The 18935-nt window shown below is 61.5% G+C and carries 22 protein-coding genes and 1 tRNA gene; 9 read left to right on the top strand and 14 right to left on the bottom strand.

The annotated features are described in order from the left end of the window. Positions 1–40: 40 nt before the first annotated feature. From H6X51_RS14620 to H6X51_RS14610, 3 genes are read right to left on the bottom strand one after another with little or no spacing between them, the layout of a single operon-like run. On the bottom strand, positions 41–343 hold the full coding sequence (locus H6X51_RS14620; RefSeq protein WP_090541297.1) for a hypothetical protein: 303 nt from the start codon (positions 341–343) through the stop codon (positions 41–43). After that, positions 330–1514 (bottom strand): Arm DNA-binding domain-containing protein, encoded by a 1185-nt coding sequence (locus tag H6X51_RS14615; protein WP_036988950.1) that lies wholly within the window; start codon positions 1512–1514, stop codon positions 330–332. The genes H6X51_RS14620 and H6X51_RS14615 overlap by 14 nt, the downstream gene beginning before the upstream one ends. Further along, positions 1507–1743 carry a hypothetical protein gene (locus H6X51_RS14610; protein ID WP_036988952.1) on the bottom strand — a complete coding sequence of 79 codons (237 nt, stop codon included), beginning with the start codon at positions 1741–1743 and terminating at the stop codon, positions 1507–1509. Before H6X51_RS14610 ends, H6X51_RS14615 begins: the two co-directional genes overlap by 8 nt. A gap of 148 nt (positions 1744–1891) precedes the next feature. Between H6X51_RS14610 and H6X51_RS14605 the strand changes: the two genes are divergently transcribed. Further along, positions 1892–2107 carry a helix-turn-helix domain-containing protein gene (locus H6X51_RS14605; protein ID WP_036988953.1) on the top strand — a complete coding sequence of 72 codons (216 nt, stop codon included), beginning with the start codon at positions 1892–1894 and terminating at the stop codon, positions 2105–2107. A gap of 799 nt (positions 2108–2906) precedes the next feature. Here the strand turns inward: H6X51_RS14605 and H6X51_RS14595 are convergent. After that, positions 2907–2983 (bottom strand) — tRNA-Arg (locus tag H6X51_RS14595). A 434-nt stretch (positions 2984–3417) separates the two neighbouring features. On the opposite strand from H6X51_RS14595, the gene H6X51_RS19955 reads away from it, so the two are divergent. Beyond that, positions 3418–3735 (top strand): c-type cytochrome, encoded by a 318-nt coding sequence (locus H6X51_RS19955; RefSeq protein ID WP_407925974.1) that lies wholly within the window; start codon positions 3418–3420, stop codon positions 3733–3735. Between the two features lie 118 nt (positions 3736–3853). Here the strand turns inward: H6X51_RS19955 and rep are convergent, their stop codons facing one another. Continuing rightward, a complete protein-coding gene (rep, locus tag H6X51_RS14585) occupies positions 3854–5860 on the bottom strand; it encodes a DNA helicase Rep (protein WP_185268239.1) in 2007 nt (668 codons plus the stop codon). A gap of 156 nt (positions 5861–6016) precedes the next feature. On the opposite strand from rep, the gene H6X51_RS14580 reads away from it, so the two are divergent. Then, the gene (locus tag H6X51_RS14580) at positions 6017–7693 is read left to right on the top strand and encodes a putative bifunctional diguanylate cyclase/phosphodiesterase (RefSeq protein ID WP_235991358.1); all 1677 of its coding nucleotides are present in this window, start codon (positions 6017–6019) and stop codon (positions 7691–7693) included. Here H6X51_RS14580 and H6X51_RS14575 read toward each other — a convergent pair. Continuing rightward, positions 7686–9194, bottom strand: a complete 1509-nt coding sequence (locus tag H6X51_RS14575; protein WP_185268238.1) for a YifB family Mg chelatase-like AAA ATPase — start codon at positions 9192–9194, stop codon at positions 7686–7688. The genes H6X51_RS14580 and H6X51_RS14575 overlap by 8 nt on opposite strands. 38 nt (positions 9195–9232) lie before the next feature. After that, the gene (locus tag H6X51_RS14570) at positions 9233–9475 is read right to left on the bottom strand and encodes an accessory factor UbiK family protein (protein ID WP_185268237.1); all 243 of its coding nucleotides are present in this window, start codon (positions 9473–9475) and stop codon (positions 9233–9235) included. Between the two features lie 485 nt (positions 9476–9960). Here H6X51_RS14570 and glnK point away from each other — a divergent pair, with 485 nt between their 5' ends. The 4 genes from glnK (at position 9961) to H6X51_RS14550 (ending at position 12629) form a co-directional block, all read left to right on the top strand. Further along, on the top strand, positions 9961–10299 hold the full coding sequence (gene glnK / locus H6X51_RS14565) for a P-II family nitrogen regulator (RefSeq protein WP_036988956.1): 339 nt from the start codon (positions 9961–9963) through the stop codon (positions 10297–10299). Positions 10300–10353: 54 nt separating this feature from the next. Next, the gene (locus tag H6X51_RS14560; protein WP_185268236.1) at positions 10354–11601 is read left to right on the top strand and encodes an ammonium transporter; all 1248 of its coding nucleotides are present in this window, start codon (positions 10354–10356) and stop codon (positions 11599–11601) included. Between the two features lie 144 nt (positions 11602–11745). Continuing rightward, positions 11746–12201, top strand: coding sequence for a hypothetical protein (locus H6X51_RS14555; protein WP_185268235.1), 456 nt, complete (start codon positions 11746–11748; stop codon positions 12199–12201). Between the two features lie 122 nt (positions 12202–12323). Then, complete coding sequence (locus H6X51_RS14550; protein WP_185268234.1) at positions 12324–12629, top strand: hypothetical protein; 306 nt, start codon at positions 12324–12326, stop codon at positions 12627–12629. Positions 12630–12675: 46 nt separating this feature from the next. On the opposite strand, the gene H6X51_RS14545 is transcribed toward H6X51_RS14550, so the two are convergent. The 6 genes from H6X51_RS14545 to lptM are packed head-to-tail and all read right to left on the bottom strand — an operon-like array spanning position 12676 to position 17232. Continuing rightward, the gene (locus H6X51_RS14545; RefSeq protein WP_185268233.1) at positions 12676–13374 is read right to left on the bottom strand and encodes an HAD family hydrolase; all 699 of its coding nucleotides are present in this window, start codon (positions 13372–13374) and stop codon (positions 12676–12678) included. A 14-nt stretch (positions 13375–13388) separates the two neighbouring features. Next, positions 13389–14282, bottom strand: a complete 894-nt coding sequence (gene xerC / locus H6X51_RS14540; RefSeq protein ID WP_185268254.1) for a tyrosine recombinase XerC — start codon at positions 14280–14282, stop codon at positions 13389–13391. A gap of 14 nt (positions 14283–14296) precedes the next feature. Further along, positions 14297–14995, bottom strand: a complete 699-nt coding sequence (locus tag H6X51_RS14535; protein WP_185268232.1) for a DUF484 family protein — start codon at positions 14993–14995, stop codon at positions 14297–14299. Then, on the bottom strand, positions 14992–15822 hold the full coding sequence (dapF, locus tag H6X51_RS14530) for a diaminopimelate epimerase (RefSeq protein WP_185268231.1): 831 nt from the start codon (positions 15820–15822) through the stop codon (positions 14992–14994). Before dapF ends, H6X51_RS14535 begins: the two co-directional genes overlap by 4 nt. A gap of 1 nt (position 15823) precedes the next feature. After that, positions 15824–17077, bottom strand: a complete 1254-nt coding sequence (gene lysA, locus H6X51_RS14525) for a diaminopimelate decarboxylase (protein ID WP_185268230.1) — start codon at positions 17075–17077, stop codon at positions 15824–15826. A gap of 8 nt (positions 17078–17085) precedes the next feature. Beyond that, entirely contained in the window at positions 17086–17232 is a 147-nt protein-coding gene (gene lptM, locus H6X51_RS14520) for an LPS translocon maturation chaperone LptM (protein WP_185268229.1), read from the bottom strand. A 95-nt stretch (positions 17233–17327) separates the two neighbouring features. On the opposite strand from lptM, the gene cyaY reads away from it, so the two are divergent. Further along, positions 17328–17663 (top strand): iron donor protein CyaY, encoded by a 336-nt coding sequence (gene cyaY / locus H6X51_RS14515; protein WP_185268228.1) that lies wholly within the window; start codon positions 17328–17330, stop codon positions 17661–17663. Between the two features lie 53 nt (positions 17664–17716). Here cyaY and H6X51_RS14510 read toward each other — a convergent pair whose 3' ends face one another. Next, positions 17717–17953, bottom strand: coding sequence for a TIGR02647 family protein (locus tag H6X51_RS14510; RefSeq protein ID WP_185268227.1), 237 nt, complete (start codon positions 17951–17953; stop codon positions 17717–17719). Between the two features lie 172 nt (positions 17954–18125). Here H6X51_RS14510 and H6X51_RS14505 point away from each other — a divergent pair, with 172 nt between their 5' ends. Beyond that, positions 18126–18788 (top strand): glutathione S-transferase family protein, encoded by a 663-nt coding sequence (locus H6X51_RS14505; RefSeq protein WP_185268226.1) that lies wholly within the window; start codon positions 18126–18128, stop codon positions 18786–18788. Positions 18789–18935: the final 147 nt, after the last annotated feature.

The following is an 18935-nucleotide window of genomic DNA, read 5'->3' as shown; positions in this document are numbered from 1 at the left end:
GGATTCAGCCTTATGTAGAGCTGGGCGCTCCGCTTCAGGTTTATTGCCAGACCTGGTCCAATTCAATCCGCGTCAGGAGCTGCGCCCGGAGACTCTCCAGCGGGTTGATCCCCTCCAATCGCATAGTGAAAATTTCATGACGCCTGAACCTGACCCAGGTGGCTACAGCCTCTCGGTTGGTTCGTTCATGACCACTACCGATCAGGGCAACCAGCTCGGCCCCGAAGGGGTTTTCCAAACCTGCTGTCAAAGACAAAGTCAGGTTGTGCAGGAACTGGTCTTGGCGTTGGGATAGAGTGGTATCCAGCGTGGTGACATTACTGCCTGAGTTAACAAGTTTCATCCAGCACCTCCGTTTTCATATGAGCCAGCAACAGATTCTCGAACGCACTACCGTCGCGCCGAGTGAGGTTCGGCACGTAGCGCGAATACACGCGAAACAGCATTTCAGTGGTGGTGTGCCCCATCTGCCTGGCAATCCATTCAGGAGCCTCGCCAGCAGCCAGCCATAGCGTCGCCGCAGTGTGGCGAGTCTGATAGGGGCGACGGACATTCAGGCCCAGGTGTCGCAGCAGGGGGTGCCAGATCCGTTGAGTCACATTACGGTGGGATAGCGGTCTGCCGTTGCTGGTACAGAATACAAACGCGTGCTGTTTGGTCGCTTTTCGCTGGTCGAGCAGTGCCTCATACACGGGGCCGGACATGTCGATCGTTCTGAACGAGCCGTCATTTTTTGTGTACACCAGCTCGTCCTTTACCCACGCCTCGCGGACCAAGATCTGGCGTCGTTCAAAATCGACGTATTTCCACTGCAGACCGTCGATCTCAGAGGTACGCATGCCGGTGAAAAAACGAACGGTGTAGTAGTTTTTGAAGTCCGATCGTACTGCAGCAATGATTCTACCGACCTCCTCCAGAGTAAAAGGCTCCACGTCTACCCGCGGAACTTTCAGCGATTTTATTCCCACGTAGGGTGAGCTAAAATTGTATCGGTTGGCTGCCTCATTCAGGATCATGCGCAATGGCGTCATGATATGGTTGATTCGCGTCGCTGATAGAGTTTTGCCACTTCGGTTCGTAACTTTGGCGAGTGAGGACCGAAATGTCAGAATCTCTGCCTTTGTGATGCAGCCGACCTCTTTTTCCCCAAACTCGGGGAGAATGTAATTACGCAGGGTCCCAGCGATAGTGTCGCTGTGGGACCGGCGCCACTGAATATCCATCTCCGCAAACCAGATATCGCTGAACTCGCTGAAGAGTGGCGTTACCGTCTTTGCTGGCTGATGCCCTGAGCTCACTGCCAGTTTTTCAGCATTCGGGCTGTCCGGAAAATAGTTGGCGTACTCGAACGTCCCGAGTGTAATTTCAGCCTCGAGCTTCTTCAGGATGCCTTCAAGCTTGCGCCGGTTGGCAGGTGTATCGCTGAGCAAGGTCTGCTCGCGGCAGCGTTTGCCCTTGTAGCGGAAATCGAAGAACAGCTTATTGTTTTCCGGCCGTGCAACGATCTTACCCATGGCAGACACCTCCACTAGCCATTGGAATGCCAATAGCTTGTTGGTTCGAGTAACAGAGCATGTCCTGCTCTATCGTCTCCCAGATGTACAAAATCTTCCGGCCACCAAAAGGGCGGAAGTAATGCTTGCCTTCCAGCAATACTGAGTCCTTCAGACGTTCACGAATGGTCCGGGCGTCATATTTGATACGGGCGGCCAGTTCTTCTGTAGTGAGATAAAGCTGTGACATAGACTGTGTCCTTTGCTATGGTTTTCTGTTGAAGGGCATAACGATGCTTTGATGGTCAAAATGCCCTCCTGCAGACCATTATGAGCATTAAAAGATCTTTTGCAAGCTTTTTTGTTCTCCTACAGATCAAAATGGGTTTATTCGGGACATGATCAAGTGCCACCTGTCCACATTGATGGGCGCTAGAAAGCTGAAACTTGTTGACGTTGCCAGGGATACCGGCATCAATCGCGGGACGATTACGCGGCTCTATCACGAGACGGCGACACGTGTGGACCTCGATGTGATCGAGGCGCTATGCAGGTATCTGGAGTGCGAGGTAGGGGATTTGTTCGAGCTTCAGGATGAACCGCAGGAACAGTAGGCAGCTGTACAGCTAAGTTCTATTGGTAAGTGTAAGCCCCGCGCTGTGAGGAGACTCGTCGGTTACCTACTTCTTATAAGGGGTATGAGCTTGATAGCCCATACCTCAATCCATACCAGGCTCTACAAAACCAGCCGTCGCAGTAGCCCGTCCGCTCAGTCTGCCCCAAGCACCTCCATCACCGCATCCACCGGATCGGCATAGAAGGGCGTCTGAAACTTGGTGAACAGCTCCGCCGGGATATTGGGCAGGACCACGCGCTTGGCTCCTGCATCAAAGGCGACCTGGGGCCTGCTGGCGACTGATGCCGTACCAGTCACTGAGTCTATTGGTGACCAGGCGCCCTTGCCAGAGAGCAATCAGCTCTAAGGCTTTTAAACGCTGTGTGACATCGGGTTTGAGGGTCGCCATCCAGTCGGTGTCCATCTTAGTAGTAAACAGTTATGGCATCATGCCGGCGTGAGACAGGAGACTGGGGGTGTAAAATAAGTTTACGGGTGACTGTGCGTAGGTTTTGCTGTGAAGCGGTCAATACTCGGTGGCCATTTGTATCGCGGTGGGTTTTGAGGGCAATACTCAAAACCGCCAAGACGACGACAGGGCAAAAAAATACGCGGCCACAGAATGGACACATTTTGGACACAGGGCATTTTCAGCTGATTTTTATCAGTTTGGGGCAGGTGTCACGGGGAGTGTTCTGGTTGAAAGAAGAAAATGAGTACTTATTTTATGTGATCAGAGATTTTGGACCCATGAAAACAGGGTGGTCAGGATGTAAGTTGTTGATTTTAAAGGGGAATGGCGCACCCGACAGGATTCGAACCTGTGACCCCCGCCTTCGGAGGGCGGTACTCTATCCAGCTGAGCTACGGGTGCGTTATAGAAGAAACGCTGCATTCTGACACTTAGCCGCACCGGGGTTCAAGTCGATGAGTATTGCCTTCGGAGGGCAGTACTCTATCCAGCTGAGCTACGGGTGCGTAAGCGCGGCCATGATACGCATAGATAAGCCATCCGTCCATGGTTTCGGTACAATACCGGCCGTGTCGTCGAACCCCGCCCAGGTGCGACGGCTTGTCGCTGCGCACGGTTGCTGTTTTGCTGCCTATGGGTTTACCGGTATACTCGCGCAATTGTCCGGGCACTGTACTTGGGCTCATACCTATAGCCATGATGAGGATGTATAAGTGACGATCTTGAAAAAATATCTGGCTGCGTCCGCCGCCATGCTTGCCCTGGTTGCCGGCAACTCTTTTGCCGCGACCGACGAGGCTATCGCTGAGCGTATCAAGCCTTACGGTACTGTGTGCGTGGCGGGTGATGAGTGCGCGAACGAAGTCGCTGCGGCGCCTGCTGCTGCGGGTGGCGATGCTGCCGCAGGTGGTGGCTCCGAGGGTGAGGCCTTGTTCAGTGCCAAGGCCTGTGTTGCCTGCCACAGCGTGGACAACAAGGTGGTGGGCCCGGCCATGAAAGAGGTGGCTGCCAAGTACGCGGGTGATGCTGATCATATCGCTGCCAGCATCAAGAATGGTTCCAGCGGTAACTGGGGGCCGATCCCGATGCCGCCGAACGCGGTCAACGATGAAGAAGCCGCTGCGCTGGCTGAGTGGATTCTGTCCCTCAACTGAGTTGAGCTGTGCTTTGAGAAAAACCACCTGTCGCGGTGGTTTTTCTGTTTCTGGCGGCTGGATTATGGGGCAGGCGCTGTGGGGCGGGCTTGCCTGCGATGGGTCTCGCTAAAACAATTTAGCGCCCAAGCATGCTGCGGATATCCGCCAGAGCGGTGTTGCCGCGGGCCTGTTTCTTCTCCACCGGGACATCTTCGGTGCCTTCCCATTCCAGATCATCTGGCGGCAGCTCGTCGAGAAAGCGGCTGGGCAGGCAGTCGATGATTTCGCCGAACTGACGGCGGCGGGCGGCGAAGGTGAAGGTCAGGTTGCGCTTGGCCCGGGTGATGGCCACATAGGCCAGCCGGCGCTCCTCATCCACGCTGTCGGCTTCGATGCTGGAGCGGTGCGGGAGAATTTCTTCTTCCATGCCGAGCACATAGACGTGCGGGTATTCCAGACCCTTGGAGGCGTGCATGGTCATGAGCTGCACGCGGTCGGCGTCCTCTTCTTCTTCCTGGCGCTCGAGCATGTCACGCAGCACGAGCTTGGCGATGGCGTCCTCGAAGGTGGTTTCGCCGGTCTCATCGCGGTCCATGGTGGTTTTCAGCGAATCGAGCAGGAACCAGACGTTGCCCATGCGCTTGGCGGCGATCTCGTCGCTGGAGCAGTTCTGCCGTATCCAGTTCTCGTAGTCCAGATCCATCACCATGCTGCGCAGGGCGGCGATGGGCTCGTTCTGGGCGCATTGCTGGCGGACCTTCTCCAGCCAGTGGCCGAAGCGCTGCAGGCGTTCGCAGTAACGCGGTTCCATGTGCTCGGTCAGGCCTACCTCGGTGCAGGCGGCGAACAGGCTGATCTCGCGCTGGTTGGCGTAGGTGCCGAGCTTTTCCAGAGTTGCCGGGCCGATTTCCCGGCGCGGTACGTTGATCACCCGCAGCAGCGCATTGTCGTCATCCGGATTGACCAGCAGGCGGAAGTAGGACATCACGTCCTTGACCTCCTGGCGGCTGAAGAAACTGGTGCCGCCCGACAGGTGATAGGGAATCTGATGATGCTGCAGTTTGAGTTCGATCAGCCGGGACTGATGGTTGCCGCGGTAGAGGATGGCAATGTCCTTCCACGGAATGCGCTGCTTGAGATGCAGGTTCTGGATATCGGTGGCCACCCGTTCGGCCTCGGCATCCTCGTTGCGGCAGCGGATCACCCGGATCGGGTCGCCATAGCCCAGTTCGCTCCACAGCTGCTTCTCGAACACATGGGGGTTGTTGGCGATCAGGGTATTGGCCGCCTTGAGGATGCGGCTGGTGGAGCGGTAGTTCTGCTCCAGCATGACCACCTTCAGTGAGGGGAAATCCTCTTTCAGCTGGGCAAGGTTTTCCGGGCGGGCGCCGCGCCAGGCGTAGATCGACTGGTCGTCATCGCCGACCACGGTAAAGCGGGCCTGGTTGCCGACCAGCATCTTGACCAGCAGGTACTGGCTGGCGTTGGTGTCCTGGTACTCGTCGACCAGCATGTAGCGGATACGGAATTGCCATTTTTCCAGCACGTCGGGATGGTCGCGGAACAGCAGTACCGGGATCAGGATCAAGTCGTCGAAGTCGACTGCGTTGTAGGCCTTGAGCGTGCGGTTGTAATGCATGTAGACGCTGGCGGCGGTCTGCTGCTGAGGCGTCTTGGCCTGGGCCAGCGCTTCCTCGGGGGTGATCAGGTCGTTCTTCCATGCCGAGATCTGCGCCTGTATGCCGTCGGCGCCATCGTCGGCACCGTAGTCCTTGTGCATCAGGTCGTTGATCAGGGCCTGGGCGTCATTCTGGTCGAAGATCGAGAAGCCGGGTTTGTAGCCCAGGCGCTGGTGCTCCTTGCGGATGATGTTCAATCCCAGGTTGTGGAAGGTGGACACGGTCAGGCCGCGGCCTTCGGCGCCGCGCAGCAGGGAGCTGACGCGCTCCTTCATTTCCCGTGCGGCCTTGTTGGTGAAGGTGACGGCGACGATATTCTGCGCGCGGATACCGCATTCCTTGACCAGATAGGCGATCTTGCGGGTGATCACACTGGTCTTGCCGCTACCGGCACCAGCCAATACAAGCAGGGGTCCGCTGATATAGTGGACTGCTTCCTGTTGACGGGGATTGAGTTGCGACACATTGACCTCACGCAAGACTGGGCGTGCGATTCTAGCATAGGGTATGCTGACCCCTACGCTGAAACTCGACACCATCACGGCCCAGGACTACGCTGCACATAATGCGATTTAATATCATGCCTGAGGCGAGGACAAGAATTGTACGTTGACAGGTCATTGCAACGGATTGTATTGCTGGATGACGATGCGGCGGCCGCGCAGTTGGCCGCCCGTCTGCTGGCAGGCGGAGCAGTGGCGGTGGAAAGCGTGCCGGGCTGGCCGCAGGTGGATGCCCTGTTGAGCGTCGAGCCCGGCGCGGTGGTATTGGCTGGGCAGGCGTTCCTGCCGGTGCCCGCGCATTGCTCGGCACCGGTGGTGTGCCTGACATCGGGCGCGGCCGCCGCCGAGCTGCCGCCCGGCGTGGTGGACAGCATCGATCGCCAGGCAGAGACAGCGGAACTGCTGCGCTGCCTGCGCTATGCCAGCGAGCGCAGGCAATTGCACGATGCCTTGGCCCGCGCCTCCAGCGATGACCCCCTGACCGGCTGCTGCAACCGGCAGATGCTGCAGGATCGCCTCAAGCACAGCATGCAGCGCGCTGTGCGCGGCAACCAGCCGCTGGCAGTGCTGTCCCTGGATCTGGACAACTTCAGCCATGTCAATGACAGCCTCGGCCACAGCGCCGGGGATGCGATCATCCGCCAGGTCGCCGACCGTCTGCGCGCGGTACTGCGTACCACCGATACGGTGGGACGGATGGGCAGCGACGAATTCACCGTGATCGTCGAGGACTACGCCAACGCCGGTAACCTGATGCACGTGGTGAAGAAGGTCGTCGGCGAGCTGACCGAGCCGTTCGAGGCCGGCGACGACAGCCTGTTGCTGGGCTCGAGCATTGGGATCGCCACCTTCCCCGAGGGCGGACAGACGGTCGACAGCCTGCTGCTGCATGCCAACCTGGCGATGCAGCAAGCCAAGAGCCAGTCCGGTTGCAGCTACCATTTCTACGACGAGCGTATCAACCTGCAGGCGCACAACCAGATCGAGTTCGAGATGCAACTACGCCGGGCGCTGCGGCACAACGAGCTGGAACTGCACTACCAGCCGCGCGTGGAGCTGCGCAGTGGCAAGATCGTGGGGGTCGAGGGGTTGATTCGTTGGCGTCATCCCGAGCGTGGCCTGCTGGCGCCCAACGAGTTCATTCCGCTGGCCGAGGAGACCGGCCTGATCGTGCCGATGGGCTACTGGGTGATCGCCCGTGCCTGTCACGACCTGCGTATCCTGCAGCGCCGAGGCCTGCATCTGAACGTGGCGGTGAACATGTCCTTTCGCCAGTTCCTCGACAGCCGCCTGTTGGCGACGGTCGAGCGCCTGATACAGAAGACCGGCATCGACCCGCGAATGCTCGAGTTCGAACTGACCGAGACCGCGGTCATGCAGCGCCCCGAACAGGTGCAGATGGCCATGGCAGGCATGACCGGCCTTGGCGTACGCTTCTCGCTGGATGACTTCGGCACCGGCTTTTCCTCGTTCGTGCACCTGCACAGCCTGCCGATCAACCTGCTCAAGCTCGACCGCAGCTTCGTGCGCGGTATCGTCGATTGCCCGGCGGACCGGCGTCTGGTGGCTGCCATGATCGACATGGGGCACAGCCTGGGGCTGGAGGTGGTGGCCGAGGGCGTCGAGCTGCGGGCGCAGATGGAAACCCTCCGCGGGCTCGGTTGTGACCAGATCCAGGGCTTCTTCATCAGCCCGGCGCTGCCGTTCGCCGAGCTGTGCTATTTCGCCGATGCCTACAGCATGGGCCGTGATGACGTACTCAGCAGCAGTGCCAAGGTGGTCAGCCTCAACTGAGTGGTTGCCTGTCCAGTTGCCGGTACTGCAGCGCTTCGGCCAGATGCCCGCGCCCGATAGTGGCAGCGTCTTCCAGATCGGCCAGGGTCCGCGCTACCTTCAACGCCCGGTGGGCTGCCCGGCGCGATAAGCCCAACCGCTCCACTGCCTGTTCCAGCCAGGCCGCATCGTCCTGCTGCAAGGCGCAGTGCTGGCGCACCGCGGCCAGATCCAGGTGTGCATTCAGGCAACCCTGGCGCTGCAGTTGATGATCGCGGGCGCGGGCCACCAGGGCGGCGGCCTCGTGGCTGTCGGGCTTGTCGTGGCTGTGACCTGTGAGGCTGAAGGCTTCGTTGTGCATGGCCAGGTGCAGGTCGATGCGGTCCAGCAACGGGCCGGAGAGCTTGCCGCGGTAGCGCTGTATCTGCTCCGCTGTACAATGGCAGCGCCCCGAGGGATCGCCCTGGTAACCGCAGGGGCAGGGGTTCATCGCGGCGATCAGCTGGAATCGGGCGGGAAAGGTCAGCTGCTCGCGGGCGCGGGCGATATGGATGATGCCCGACTCCAGTGGTTCGCGAAGCATTTCCAGCACCTTGCGATCGAATTCGGGCAATTCGTCGAGAAACAGCACGCCATGGTGCGCCTGACTGATCTCGCCGGGTCGTGGCTGGCTGCCACCGCCGACCAGCGCTGCCGCCGATGCACCATGATGGGGCGCACGAAATGGCCGTACCGGCCAGCTATCCAACTGGTCGCGACCGCATACCGATTGAATCGCCGCCACTTCCAGCGCCTCATCTTCCGCCAGTGCCGGCAGGATACCGGGCAGACGGCTGGCCAACAGGGTCTTGCCGGTGCCCGGCGGGCCGAACAGCAGCAAATTGTGCGAGCCGGCGGCGGCGACGATCAGCGCGCGCTTGGCCTGGGCCTGGCCCTGCACCTCGGCCAGGTCGGCGACTGGCGCGGCTGGCGGCGGGCGCACTCCGGACTCGACTGGCGGCAAAGGTTGCTCACCGCGCAGGTGCTCGCACAACTGCAGCAGGTGCGTGGCGGCAATGATGTTCACCCCGGGTACCAGCGCCGCCTCGGCGGCGTTGGCCTGGGGCAGCAGCAGGGTGCGTTGCTGGTCACGACAGGCCAGGGCTGCCGGCAGCACGCCCTGTACCGGGCGCAACTCGCCGGATAGCGCCAGTTCGCCCAGCACTTCGCAGTCCTGCAGGCTGCCGGCGGGGATCTGCCCGCTGGCCGCCAGCAGCCCGAGGGCGATGGCCAGATCGAAGCGCCCGCCTTCCTTGGGCAGGTCGGCGGGCGCCAGGTTGATGGTGATGCGCTTGAGGCTGGGAAAGTCCAGGCGGGCATTCTGCAGGGCGCTGCGTACCCGGTCCTTGCTTTCCCGTACGGCGGTTTCCGGCAGGCCGACCAGGGTCAGGCTGGGCATACCATTGGCCAGGTGCACTTCAACGGTAACGGGCGGCGCCTGGATACCCAGTTTGGCGCGACTGTGGACAATCGCCAGGGACATCGATCACTCCTTGATCGCCTGTCTGCTGCAGGCGCGGTTCAGGGTTTGCTTTCCAGCTCCGCTACCCGTTTCTCCAGCGCTTCCAGGCGTTCGCGGGTGCGCAGCAGGACCGCCTGCTGGGTCTCGAACTCCTCCCGGCTGACCACGTCCAGCTTGGCCAGGGCACTGTTGATCAGGGCCTTCAACTGCTTCTCGATGTCCGCGGCGGGCAGGCCGTGATCATTGTTGAGCAGGCGCGCGGCCTGGTTGCCTAGGGTATCAATCAAGACTTTGTGCAGCATGCCTGTACTTCCGTTCCCGATGGCTGAGAAACCGGCCTGGGCCGGTTTTGCTGTGGCGAGTCTAGCATCCGCAGCGCCATGGCCCCAACCGCAAAACCGGCTGTGGCGCCCCGTGCTGGCACACAAGCGCATCACGATTGCACTGCGATGGTGCGCGCTGTCGCTGACAGGTGTGCAGAAAAAACGCCTGCGTTTCTGTAATCAATTGAAATAAAACAAAAAAGCTAAAAGTGGCAGGCTTTCTGCAATGCACTGGCTAGCGCTGGCCAGTTGGTTCGGGTCGCCGCCGCGCCGTGCCAGAACTGTGATCGGGTGCTCATTCGGAAGCAGCGACAGGGCCAGTGGTGATCGCTGATGGCAACCACCAGAGCGATATATATCTGGTTTATCAGAGCGATAGGAGCAAAGTCCGATTTTAAAAGGCCTTAACTCGGCATAGACTTGTCCTGTCCCCCAGGGCAGTCCATCTAACGGGAGTATCGAAGATGAAATTAGTAACGGCTGTAATCAAGCCATTCAAGCTGGACGACGTTCGGGAGTCACTTTCCGAGATAGGCGTTCAAGGCATCACCGTCACCGAGGTCAAGGGGTTTGGCCGGCAGAAGGGCCATACCGAGCTGTATCGCGGCGCGGAATACGTGGTGGACTTCCTGCCCAAGGTGAAAATCGAAGTGGCCATCGGCGACGACATGCTCGATCGCGTCATCGAAGCCATCACCAAGGCGGCCAACACCGGCAAGATCGGTGACGGCAAGATCTTCGTCGTGGCGCTGGAGCAGGCCATCCGGATCAGGACGGGCGAGACGGGCACTGACGCCATCTGACGCTTCGTTTCAAATAATGCAGTAAATCCAAAAGCCTATCTGGGGGGCTTAGTGATGGAAGATATCGTACAGATCAAGTACGCACTTGATACGTTCTACTTTCTGGTGTGTGCCGTACTGGTAATGTGGATGGCTTGTGGTTTCGCCATGCTGGAAGCCGGTTTGGTACGCACCAAGAGCACCGCTGAAATCCTTGCCAAGAACATCTCGCTGTTCGCCATCGCTTCGGTGATGTACCTGCTGGTCGGCTACTACATCATGTATTCGTCCGACGGTGCGGTGTTCCCGAGCCTGGGGTTTCTGATCGGTGGTGAAAACAGTGTCGCCGACGCCATGACCGGCGCAGATGACGCACCCTACTACTCCAATCGTGCCGACTTCTTCTTCCAGATCGTGTTTGCTGGAGCTTGCATGTCGATTGTGTCGGGGGCCGTTGCCGAGCGTATGCGCCTGTGGGCCTTCCTCGCCTTCGCAGTGGTCATGACCGGCTTCATCTACCCGATCCAGGGCGCCTGGAGCTGGGGTGGCGGCTGGCTGGACGGCATCGGTTACTCCGACTACGCCGGTTCCGGTATCGTCCACATGGCGGGTGCCGCTGCGGCATTGGCCGGGGTGATCCTGCTGGGTGCGCGTAAGGGCAAGTATGGTCCCAACGGGCAGATCAATGCCATTCCCGGCAGCAACCTGGCGCTGTCCACCCTGGGTATCTTCATCCTGTGGATGGGCTGGTTCGGCTTCAATGGCGGCTCCGAGCTGAAGATCTCCGACATCGATTCGGCCAACAACGTGGCGCAGGTGATGGTCAACACCAACCTGGCAGCGGCTGGTGGCCTGATCGCGGCGTTGATCACTTCGCGGATCATGTTCGGCAAGACCGACCTGACCATGGTGCTCAACGGTGCCCTGGCCGGCCTGGTATCGATCACCGCTGACCCGCTGTCGCCGTCGGCGCTGTCTGCCGTGCTGATCGGTGCTGTCGGTGGGGTGATCGTGGTGCTGAGTGTGCTGGCGCTGGATCGCCTGAAGCTGGATGACCCGGCGGGTGCCATCTCCGCCCACGGTTCCGCAGGTATCTGGGGTGTGTTGGCGGTACCGCTGACCAACGCTGATGCCAGCTTCGGCAGTCAACTGCTGGGTGTGATCGCGATCTTCGGCTGGATCTTCATCGCCAGCCTGGTGGTCTGGAGCATCCTCAAGGCAGTGATGGGCATCCGTATCTCCGCGGAGGAAGAGTACGTCGGGGTCGATCTGGTTGAGTGCGGGATGGAAGCCTATCCCGAGTTCACCGCCGGCAAGAAATAACCCTTCATTCGGGTTGTAACAGGGCGCTTCGGCGCCCTGTTTGCATTTCCGGGTTCCGCTATTGCTGTCTGGCGAGAAACTGCAAACTTGCGGTGCTGCCTGTAGTCCAAAGCAGGACCCGAGCCAATCACCAGGGAGATACTCATGCAGGCTGAGACCTATGACTACCTGTTGCAATGGACCAGCGAAGCGCATGCGGTCATTGCCGATCGCCTGGAGCAGGCGATCACTGCCGCCACTGACCAGCGCAGCCGCTGGCTGATGGAGTACATTGCCGGCCATGAGCGCGACATGGCCAGAACCGTGGACCAGTTCCGCGCCCGGGCCGGCAAGGCCGAAAGCAGGACCTGGCTGTACGAGCATATCGGTGAAAACGTACCGCCCCGGGCGCGCTGGGAGCTCACCTTCGCCGGCAAATCCTTCGATGAGATCAGCGAGCAGGTGTTCGAGCTGCATGGCCAGCTGATCGAGGTCTATACCTCAATGACCGGTCGTGCCGCTATCCCTGCAGCGGCCGAGCTGATGCGTAATGTGCTGGCCATGGAGGAGGGCGAAACGCGCCGCCTGGCCGAGCAATGCGGCCGTCTGTACGACCTCTGAGCGCCGCCATGCCCGCGCCCCGCCCGCGGAGGGCGGGCGACATCCAGTAAAATTTTCCCTTCCCCCTTTTCAAATCGCTCTGTTGCGCTATATATAGCCAAGTTTTCACGCGGAGGAACGCCATGAGCGCAGACGATATCGAAGATGATGACTTGCAGGACGAAGAAGTAGACAACAGCGTCGTTGACGAAGCCGATGAAATGGAAGTCGATGACGAGCCGGCGGTAAAGCCGCGTAAGAAGGCGGCGGCCCAGGATGATGCCCTGGAAGGTGCGTCCATCGAGGCCAAGGCGCGTGAGCGGGAAATGCTGGCGCGGCAGATGGAGGAGTTCCTGGCCCGTGGTGGCAAGGTCCAGGAGGTCGACAACAACGCCCTGGGAGACCCGCCGAAGAAGCCGGAAGGCAAGTACGGCAGTCGACCCATCTGAGGTATCGCTGTAGGCAAAGGGCCTGCCTTCGGGCGGGCCCTTTGCGTTAGCCCCGGTAGTTCTTCAGCCAGTCGGGAATCTCGCTCAGGCAGCGCACCTCGCCATGTGGGCGCTCGGCGCCCGACCATTCCAGCCCCAGCCGATTGAACCACAGGGTATGCAGGCCGACACCGCGCGCGCCCTGGATATCATCCACCGGATGATCGCCGATGTGCAGCGCCTGCTGTGGCTCCACGCCGGCCCGTTCCAGGGCGGCGAGAAACGGTGCCGGATCAGGTTTGCTCAGGCCGATCTCATCGGCGGAGATGATGATCCTGAAATACTTTTCCAGTCCCAGGCGGCGCACATCGGCATTGCCGTTGGAGATGGTCGCCAACTGGTAGTGGCGTGACAGCTCCTCCAGCAGCGGCTCGCAGTGCGGGAAGAAGGTCAGCGCATGGCGTGCCTCGAGAAATACCTCGAATCCCGCCTGCGCCAGTTCGGCGGCCTGCTCGGCGCTGTAGCCGGCCTTGCGCAGGCCGTGCTCCAGCACCGTGATACGCAGTGCGGTGACCCGGTGACGCAGCGCGGGGTCTGCCGCCAGCACCTCCTTGCGCAGCGCGCGCCGGGCGTCGCCATCGAGCTGCTGGGTGAAGCGCGGGGCGTGGCGGTCCAGCCATTGCAGCAGGGTCTGCTCGGCCGCGACGACTACCGTCTCGGTTTCCCACAGGGTGTTGTCCAGATCGAAGGTCAGCAGTTGAATCATCTCGGGCTCGCGGGTCAGTCGTCGGACTTGCGTCTGGCACGGGGGTGCGCGCGGTCGTACACCTCGGCCAGATGCTGGAAGTTGAGGTGAGTGTACACCTGGGTGGTGCTGATATCGGCATGCCCGAGCAACTCCTGCACCGCGCGCAGGTCGCCCGAGGATTCCAGCAGGTGGCTGGCGAAGGAGTGGCGCAGCATGTGCGGATGCAGATGCTGGCCGATGTGCTCGATACCATAGCGCCGTACCCGCTGCTGGATCGCCCGCGGCGTCAACCGACGCCCCTGCATGCCAACGAATACCGGCTGGCTGGCATCCGGCACCGTCGGGCGCACCTTGAGCCAGCGGCGCAGCGCCTCGCGGGCCATGCGTCCGACCGGCAACAGCCGGGTCTTGTTGCCCTTGCCGAGCACCCGCACCTCACCCTCGGTGAGGTCGAGCTGGTCAATATTCAGCCCGGCCAGCTCCGACAGGCGCAGGCCGGAGGAATAGAACAGCTCGAGCATGGCGTGGTCGCGCACCGCCAGCCAGTCGTCGTCGCCGTCGTCGTTGAGCAGTTGCGTGGTGAGGTCGGCATCCAGCAGGCGTGGCAGCTTGCGCGCTGCTTTCGGCGCGCGCAGGTCGAGTGCCGGGTTGTGCCGGCAGCGGCGTTCGCGGATCAGGTAGTGATACAGGCTGCGCACCGCGCTGAGTTCGCGCTGCAAGCTGCGCCCGGACAGACCTGCCTGGTGCCGGCTGGCCACGTAGCGGCGCAGCAGGGCGGTATCCAGGGCGTTCCAGTCGTCGATCCGCTGCTCCTCGAGAAACCGGCAGCAGCTGTGCAGGTCGCGGCTGTAGGCCTCCAGCGTGCGCGCCGACAGTTGCCGCTCGCTGCGCAGGTGGCCGATGAAGTCGTCCAGGGCCGGCAGCAGCGGGGCGCTGGACACTACTGGCTCCGCGGCTCGCCGGCCGGCGGGCGCAGCAGTACCCGGGCCAGGGCATCGGCGACGTAGCTGAGGAACAGGGTGCCGGTGGCGCTGCGGTATTGCTGCGGATCGCGGCTGCCCAGGGCCAGCACGCCGTGCAGGCCCTGGTGCTGGATGGGGGCCAGGGCGGTGGAGGCCACTTCGCTGCCCTGCTCGCCGAACAGGAAGCGCAGTTCATGACTGCGCAGCACGCCGCTCAGGGTCTTGCCGCTGTCCAGCAGGTGGCCGATGGCTTCCCGTGCCTCGGCGTGGCTGACGCAGCGGGTATTGCAGAAGCGCTGGGTCTCGCTGAACAGGATCAGGCTGACGAAGGGCACCTGGAAGTCATCGCGCAGGCTATCCTCGATGCTGGCGATGACCTGTTCCACATCCTGGGATTCCAGCAGGTTGAGGATCAGCCGCCGGCTTTTCTCGAACAGCCGGTCGTTTTCCCGGGCGACCTCCATCAACTGGCCCAGGCGGTGGCGCACGTCGATGTTGCGCTCGCGCAACAGCTTGACCTGGCGCTCCACCAGCGATACCGCCTGGCCGGCCTGGTGCGGAATGAACAGCTCGGGCAGCAGTTCGTCATATTCGACAAAGAATGCCGGATGCCGACGCAGGTAATCCGCTACCTGGGCGGCGTCCAGCTCCTGAGATGGCTGGCTGGTTTCGCTCATACGCGTATCTGTCCTTCGTAGACCCGGCTGGCCGGGCCGGTCATCATCACCGGCTGGCCAGGGCCGGCCCATTCGATTTTCAGGTTGCCGCCGGGCAGGCGGATGGTCACCGGGGACTGCAACAGACCACGGCGGATACCGGCGACGGCGGCAGCGCAGGCGCCGGTGCCACAGGCCAGGGTTTCACCGGCACCACGCTCATGCACGCGCAACTGGGCATGATGCGCATCGAGCACCTGCATGAAACCGGCATTGACCCGCTGTGGGAAGCGTGGATGCCGTTCGATCAGCGGGCCAAGCTCGGCCACCGGATAACTGTCCAGGTCCTCGACCAGGGTCACGCAGTGGGGGTTGCCCATGGACACCGCCGACACTTCCAGTGTCAGGCCATTGACCTGCAACGGGTAGCTGTGGGCTTCGGCCTCGGCCTGGAAGGGGATCTGTTGCGGATCGAAGCGCGGTGCACCCATGTTCACCGTCACCTGGCCGTCACGGCGGACCTGGAGGGTGATCCGGCCGCCGGCTGTTTCCACCTGGATCTCCGACTTGGCGGTCAGCCGCTTGTCCTGCACGAAACGGGCGAAGCAGCGGGCGCCGTTGCCGCACTGCTCGACTTCGCTGCCATCGGCGTTGAAGATGCGGTAGCGGAAGTCCACGTCCGGACTGCCCGGCGGCTCGACCACCAGCAGCTGGTCGAAGCCGATACCGAAGTGGCGATCGCTCCACTGGCGGATCAGCTTCGGCGACAGCTGGGCATGCTGGGTCACCAGGTCGATGACCATGAAGTCATTGCCCAGGCCATGCATCTTGGTGAAGCGCAGCAGCATATCAGGCCCCGGGCAGCAGCGACTCGCCGGCGAACAGCTCGCTGACGGTTTCGCGGCGGCGTACCAGGTGGCTGGCTGCGCCATCCACCATCACCTCGGCTGCACGGGGGCGAGTGTTGTAGTTCGAGCTCATGACGAAGCCATAGGCACCCGCCGAGCGCACCGCCAGCAGGTCACCCTCGGCCAGTGCCAGCTCGCGGTCCTTGCCGAGGAAGTCGCCGGTCTCGCAGACCGGGCCGACCATGTCCCAGGCCTTGGCTTCGATGTCGCTGCGCGGGCGTACCGCATCGATGCCCATCCAGGCGCTGTACAGTGCCGGACGGATCAGGTCGTTCATTGCTGCATCGATGATCGCGAAGTTCTTGTGCTCGGTGGGCTTGAGCAGGTTGACCTGGGTCAGCAGCACGCCGGCATTGGCAGCGATCGAGCGGCCCGGCTCGAACAGCAGGGTCAGGTCACGCCCGGCGACCTTGTCCTTGACCTTGGCCAGGTACTGGCCCGGTGTCGGTGGAGTTTCGTCGCGGTAGGTCACGCCCAGGCCGCCACCCAGGTCCAGGTGACGGATGTGGATGCCTTCGGCAGCCAGTTGATCGACCAGCACCAGCATGCGATCCAGCGCATCGAGCAGCGGCGTATCGTCGGTCAGCTGCGAGCCGATATGGCAATCCGCACCCTGCACCTCCAGGTTCGGCAGCTCGGCCGCACGGCGATAGATTGCCAGCGCCTGGGCGATATCGATGCCAAACTTGTTTTCCTTGAGCCCGGTGGAGATGTACGGGTGGGTCATGGCGTCCACATCGGGATTGACCCGCAGCGATACCGGGGCCTTGACGCCCAGCTCGGCAGCGACCCGCTGCAGACGCTCCAGTTCGGCGGCCGACTCGATGTTGAAGCACTTGATGCCGACCTCGAGCGCGCGGCGCATTTCCTCTTCGGTCTTGCCCAGGCCGGAGAATACCACCCGTGCCGGGTCGCCGCCGGCGGCCAGTACGCGCTCCAGCTCGCCACCGGAAACGATATCGAAGCCGGCGCCCAGGCGTGCCAGCACGCCCAGCACCGCCAGGTTGGAGTTGGCCTTGACGGCAAAGCAGACCAGATGGGACACGCCACTCAGCGCGCTGTCCCAGGCGACGAATGCCTGCTCGATAGCACGGCGCGAATAGACGTAGCAGGGTGTACCATACTGCGCGGCGATGGCGGACAGGGCGACACTTTCGGCATGCAGCTCGCCGTTGTGGTATTGAAATTCACTCATGAAATGTTTCAGTTTTCCGTAGGTTGCTGGATCAGTGCTTCCCGGGCCGGATCAACCGGCTGGCCGGCTGTCTCTTCGGGCATGTACAGAGGGCCTTTCTGGCCACAGCCCGCGAGTGACAGGAGTACAACGAACGCCGCGATGGATCGTTTCATGATGGAACCCTGGTTGATAAACGGACAATATGCGGCAGTATACCGAGCCTGGGAGCCTGGCGCACCCGCCGCGAAAACCGGATTAAGGAAGGTAAATGAGTGATTTGACTGAAAGCGAGTTCCACCGTCAGGTTGACCTGATTCAGGATCGCATCGAGCAGGCGCTGGACGCCGCCGAGCTGGACCTGGACATGGAGCAGACCGAGGGCTCACTGGTGCTGATGCTGGCCAGCGGCCCACGGCTGGTCATCGGCCGGCAGCCGGCCTCGCGCGAGCTGTGGCTGGCCACACCTGACGCGACCCTGCATTTCGGCTACCAGCAGGGGCAGGGCTGGGTGCATGACAGCGATGATGAAGCGCTGGCCAGTGTGCTGGCCCAGGTCATCGCCGAACTGACTGGGGATGACCTGGAACTGGAGCTGGATGAGTAATGATGAACAAGGGGCATGAGGCAGATGTCCCCATGCCCGGAGCAGCCGGCCGTTCAGGCCCGCAGGATGGTCAGCAGACGCTGCGCCTGCTCCGCGGCCTTCAGCCCCAGGCTGGTCAGGTAGCCGCCGTCATCCATGGTGATCAGGCCGCGCTGATACAGGCGTGCAGCGGCGGCGATGGTGTTGGGTGAGGCCTCGTGCTGATGAACCTTCAATCCCTCCAGGGTATTGTCCAGATTGAATTGGGCCAGCAGGTTGATGTCGTCAACTTCGTCGGTTGTCAGAGACATGGGCAGTACCTTTTCCAATGGTCGGTAATCTACTCCCGCAGTCTAGCCGCAAAACGCAGGCCGGTGGTGAACTGCATACTGGCGTCGTATTCATCGTCTTGATGGGCTGGAAATTCGTCGCCGGCGCGAGTACAACTGATCCCCACTTACAACAAGATACAGGAAGGACCCCATGCTGCGACTTCATGGCTTTGCCGTCAGCAACTATTTCAACATGGCCAAGCTGGCCCTGCTGGAAAAAGGTGTGGATTTCGAGATCAACACCATTCACGCCAGCCAGACCCCCGAATTCCTGGCGATGAGCCCGCGCGGCAAGGTGCCGTGCCTGGAAACCGAGCAGGGCTTCATCAACGAGACCAACGTGATCCTGGAATATATCGAAGAGACCCAGGGTGGCAAGGCGCTGCTGCCCAGCGATCCCTTTGCCCGGGCCCGGGTCCGCGCGCTGACCAAGGAGATCGAACTGTATATCGAGCTGCCGGCGCGCAGCTGCTATCCGGAGGTGTTCTTCGGCGGCAAGGTGGACCAGGCCACCAAGGACAAGGCCCAGGCCGAGCTGCTGGCCGGCGTCGCCGCACTGCGCCGGCATGCCAGCTTCGCGCCCTATGTGGCCGGTAGCGAGATGACCATCGCCGATATCATGTTCCTGTTCAGTATCGACCTGGCCCGTGCCGTTGGCCGCAAACTGTTCGGCATCGACCTGCTGGAAGACTGGCCCGAGGCCGCGGCGCTGCTGGAACTGCTCAGCCAGAACCCCAATGTGCAGCGTATCGAGGCGGACAAGAATGCCGAGATGGCTGCGTTCATCGCCGCCATGGCCGGGCAGCGCAAGTAACCGCTACGGGCAATGCAAATGGGGGAGGAGGATTCCTCCTCCTGTAGCGGTGCTGGGGTGTAGCGCGCCTGAGACCGTGAAAGTATTTCCTCGCCTTCGCTCGCGAACCCAAAAGGCGGGATAGGAGGCTGTTATCTACTATTGCCC

This window comes from Halopseudomonas xiamenensis, from assembly GCF_014219065.1.
In the GTDB taxonomy this organism is placed as follows: domain Bacteria; phylum Pseudomonadota; class Gammaproteobacteria; order Pseudomonadales; family Pseudomonadaceae; genus Halopseudomonas; species Halopseudomonas xiamenensis.
The sequence above is the reverse complement of the archived record's forward strand: the minus strand, read 5'-3'. Positions and strand labels throughout refer to the sequence as shown.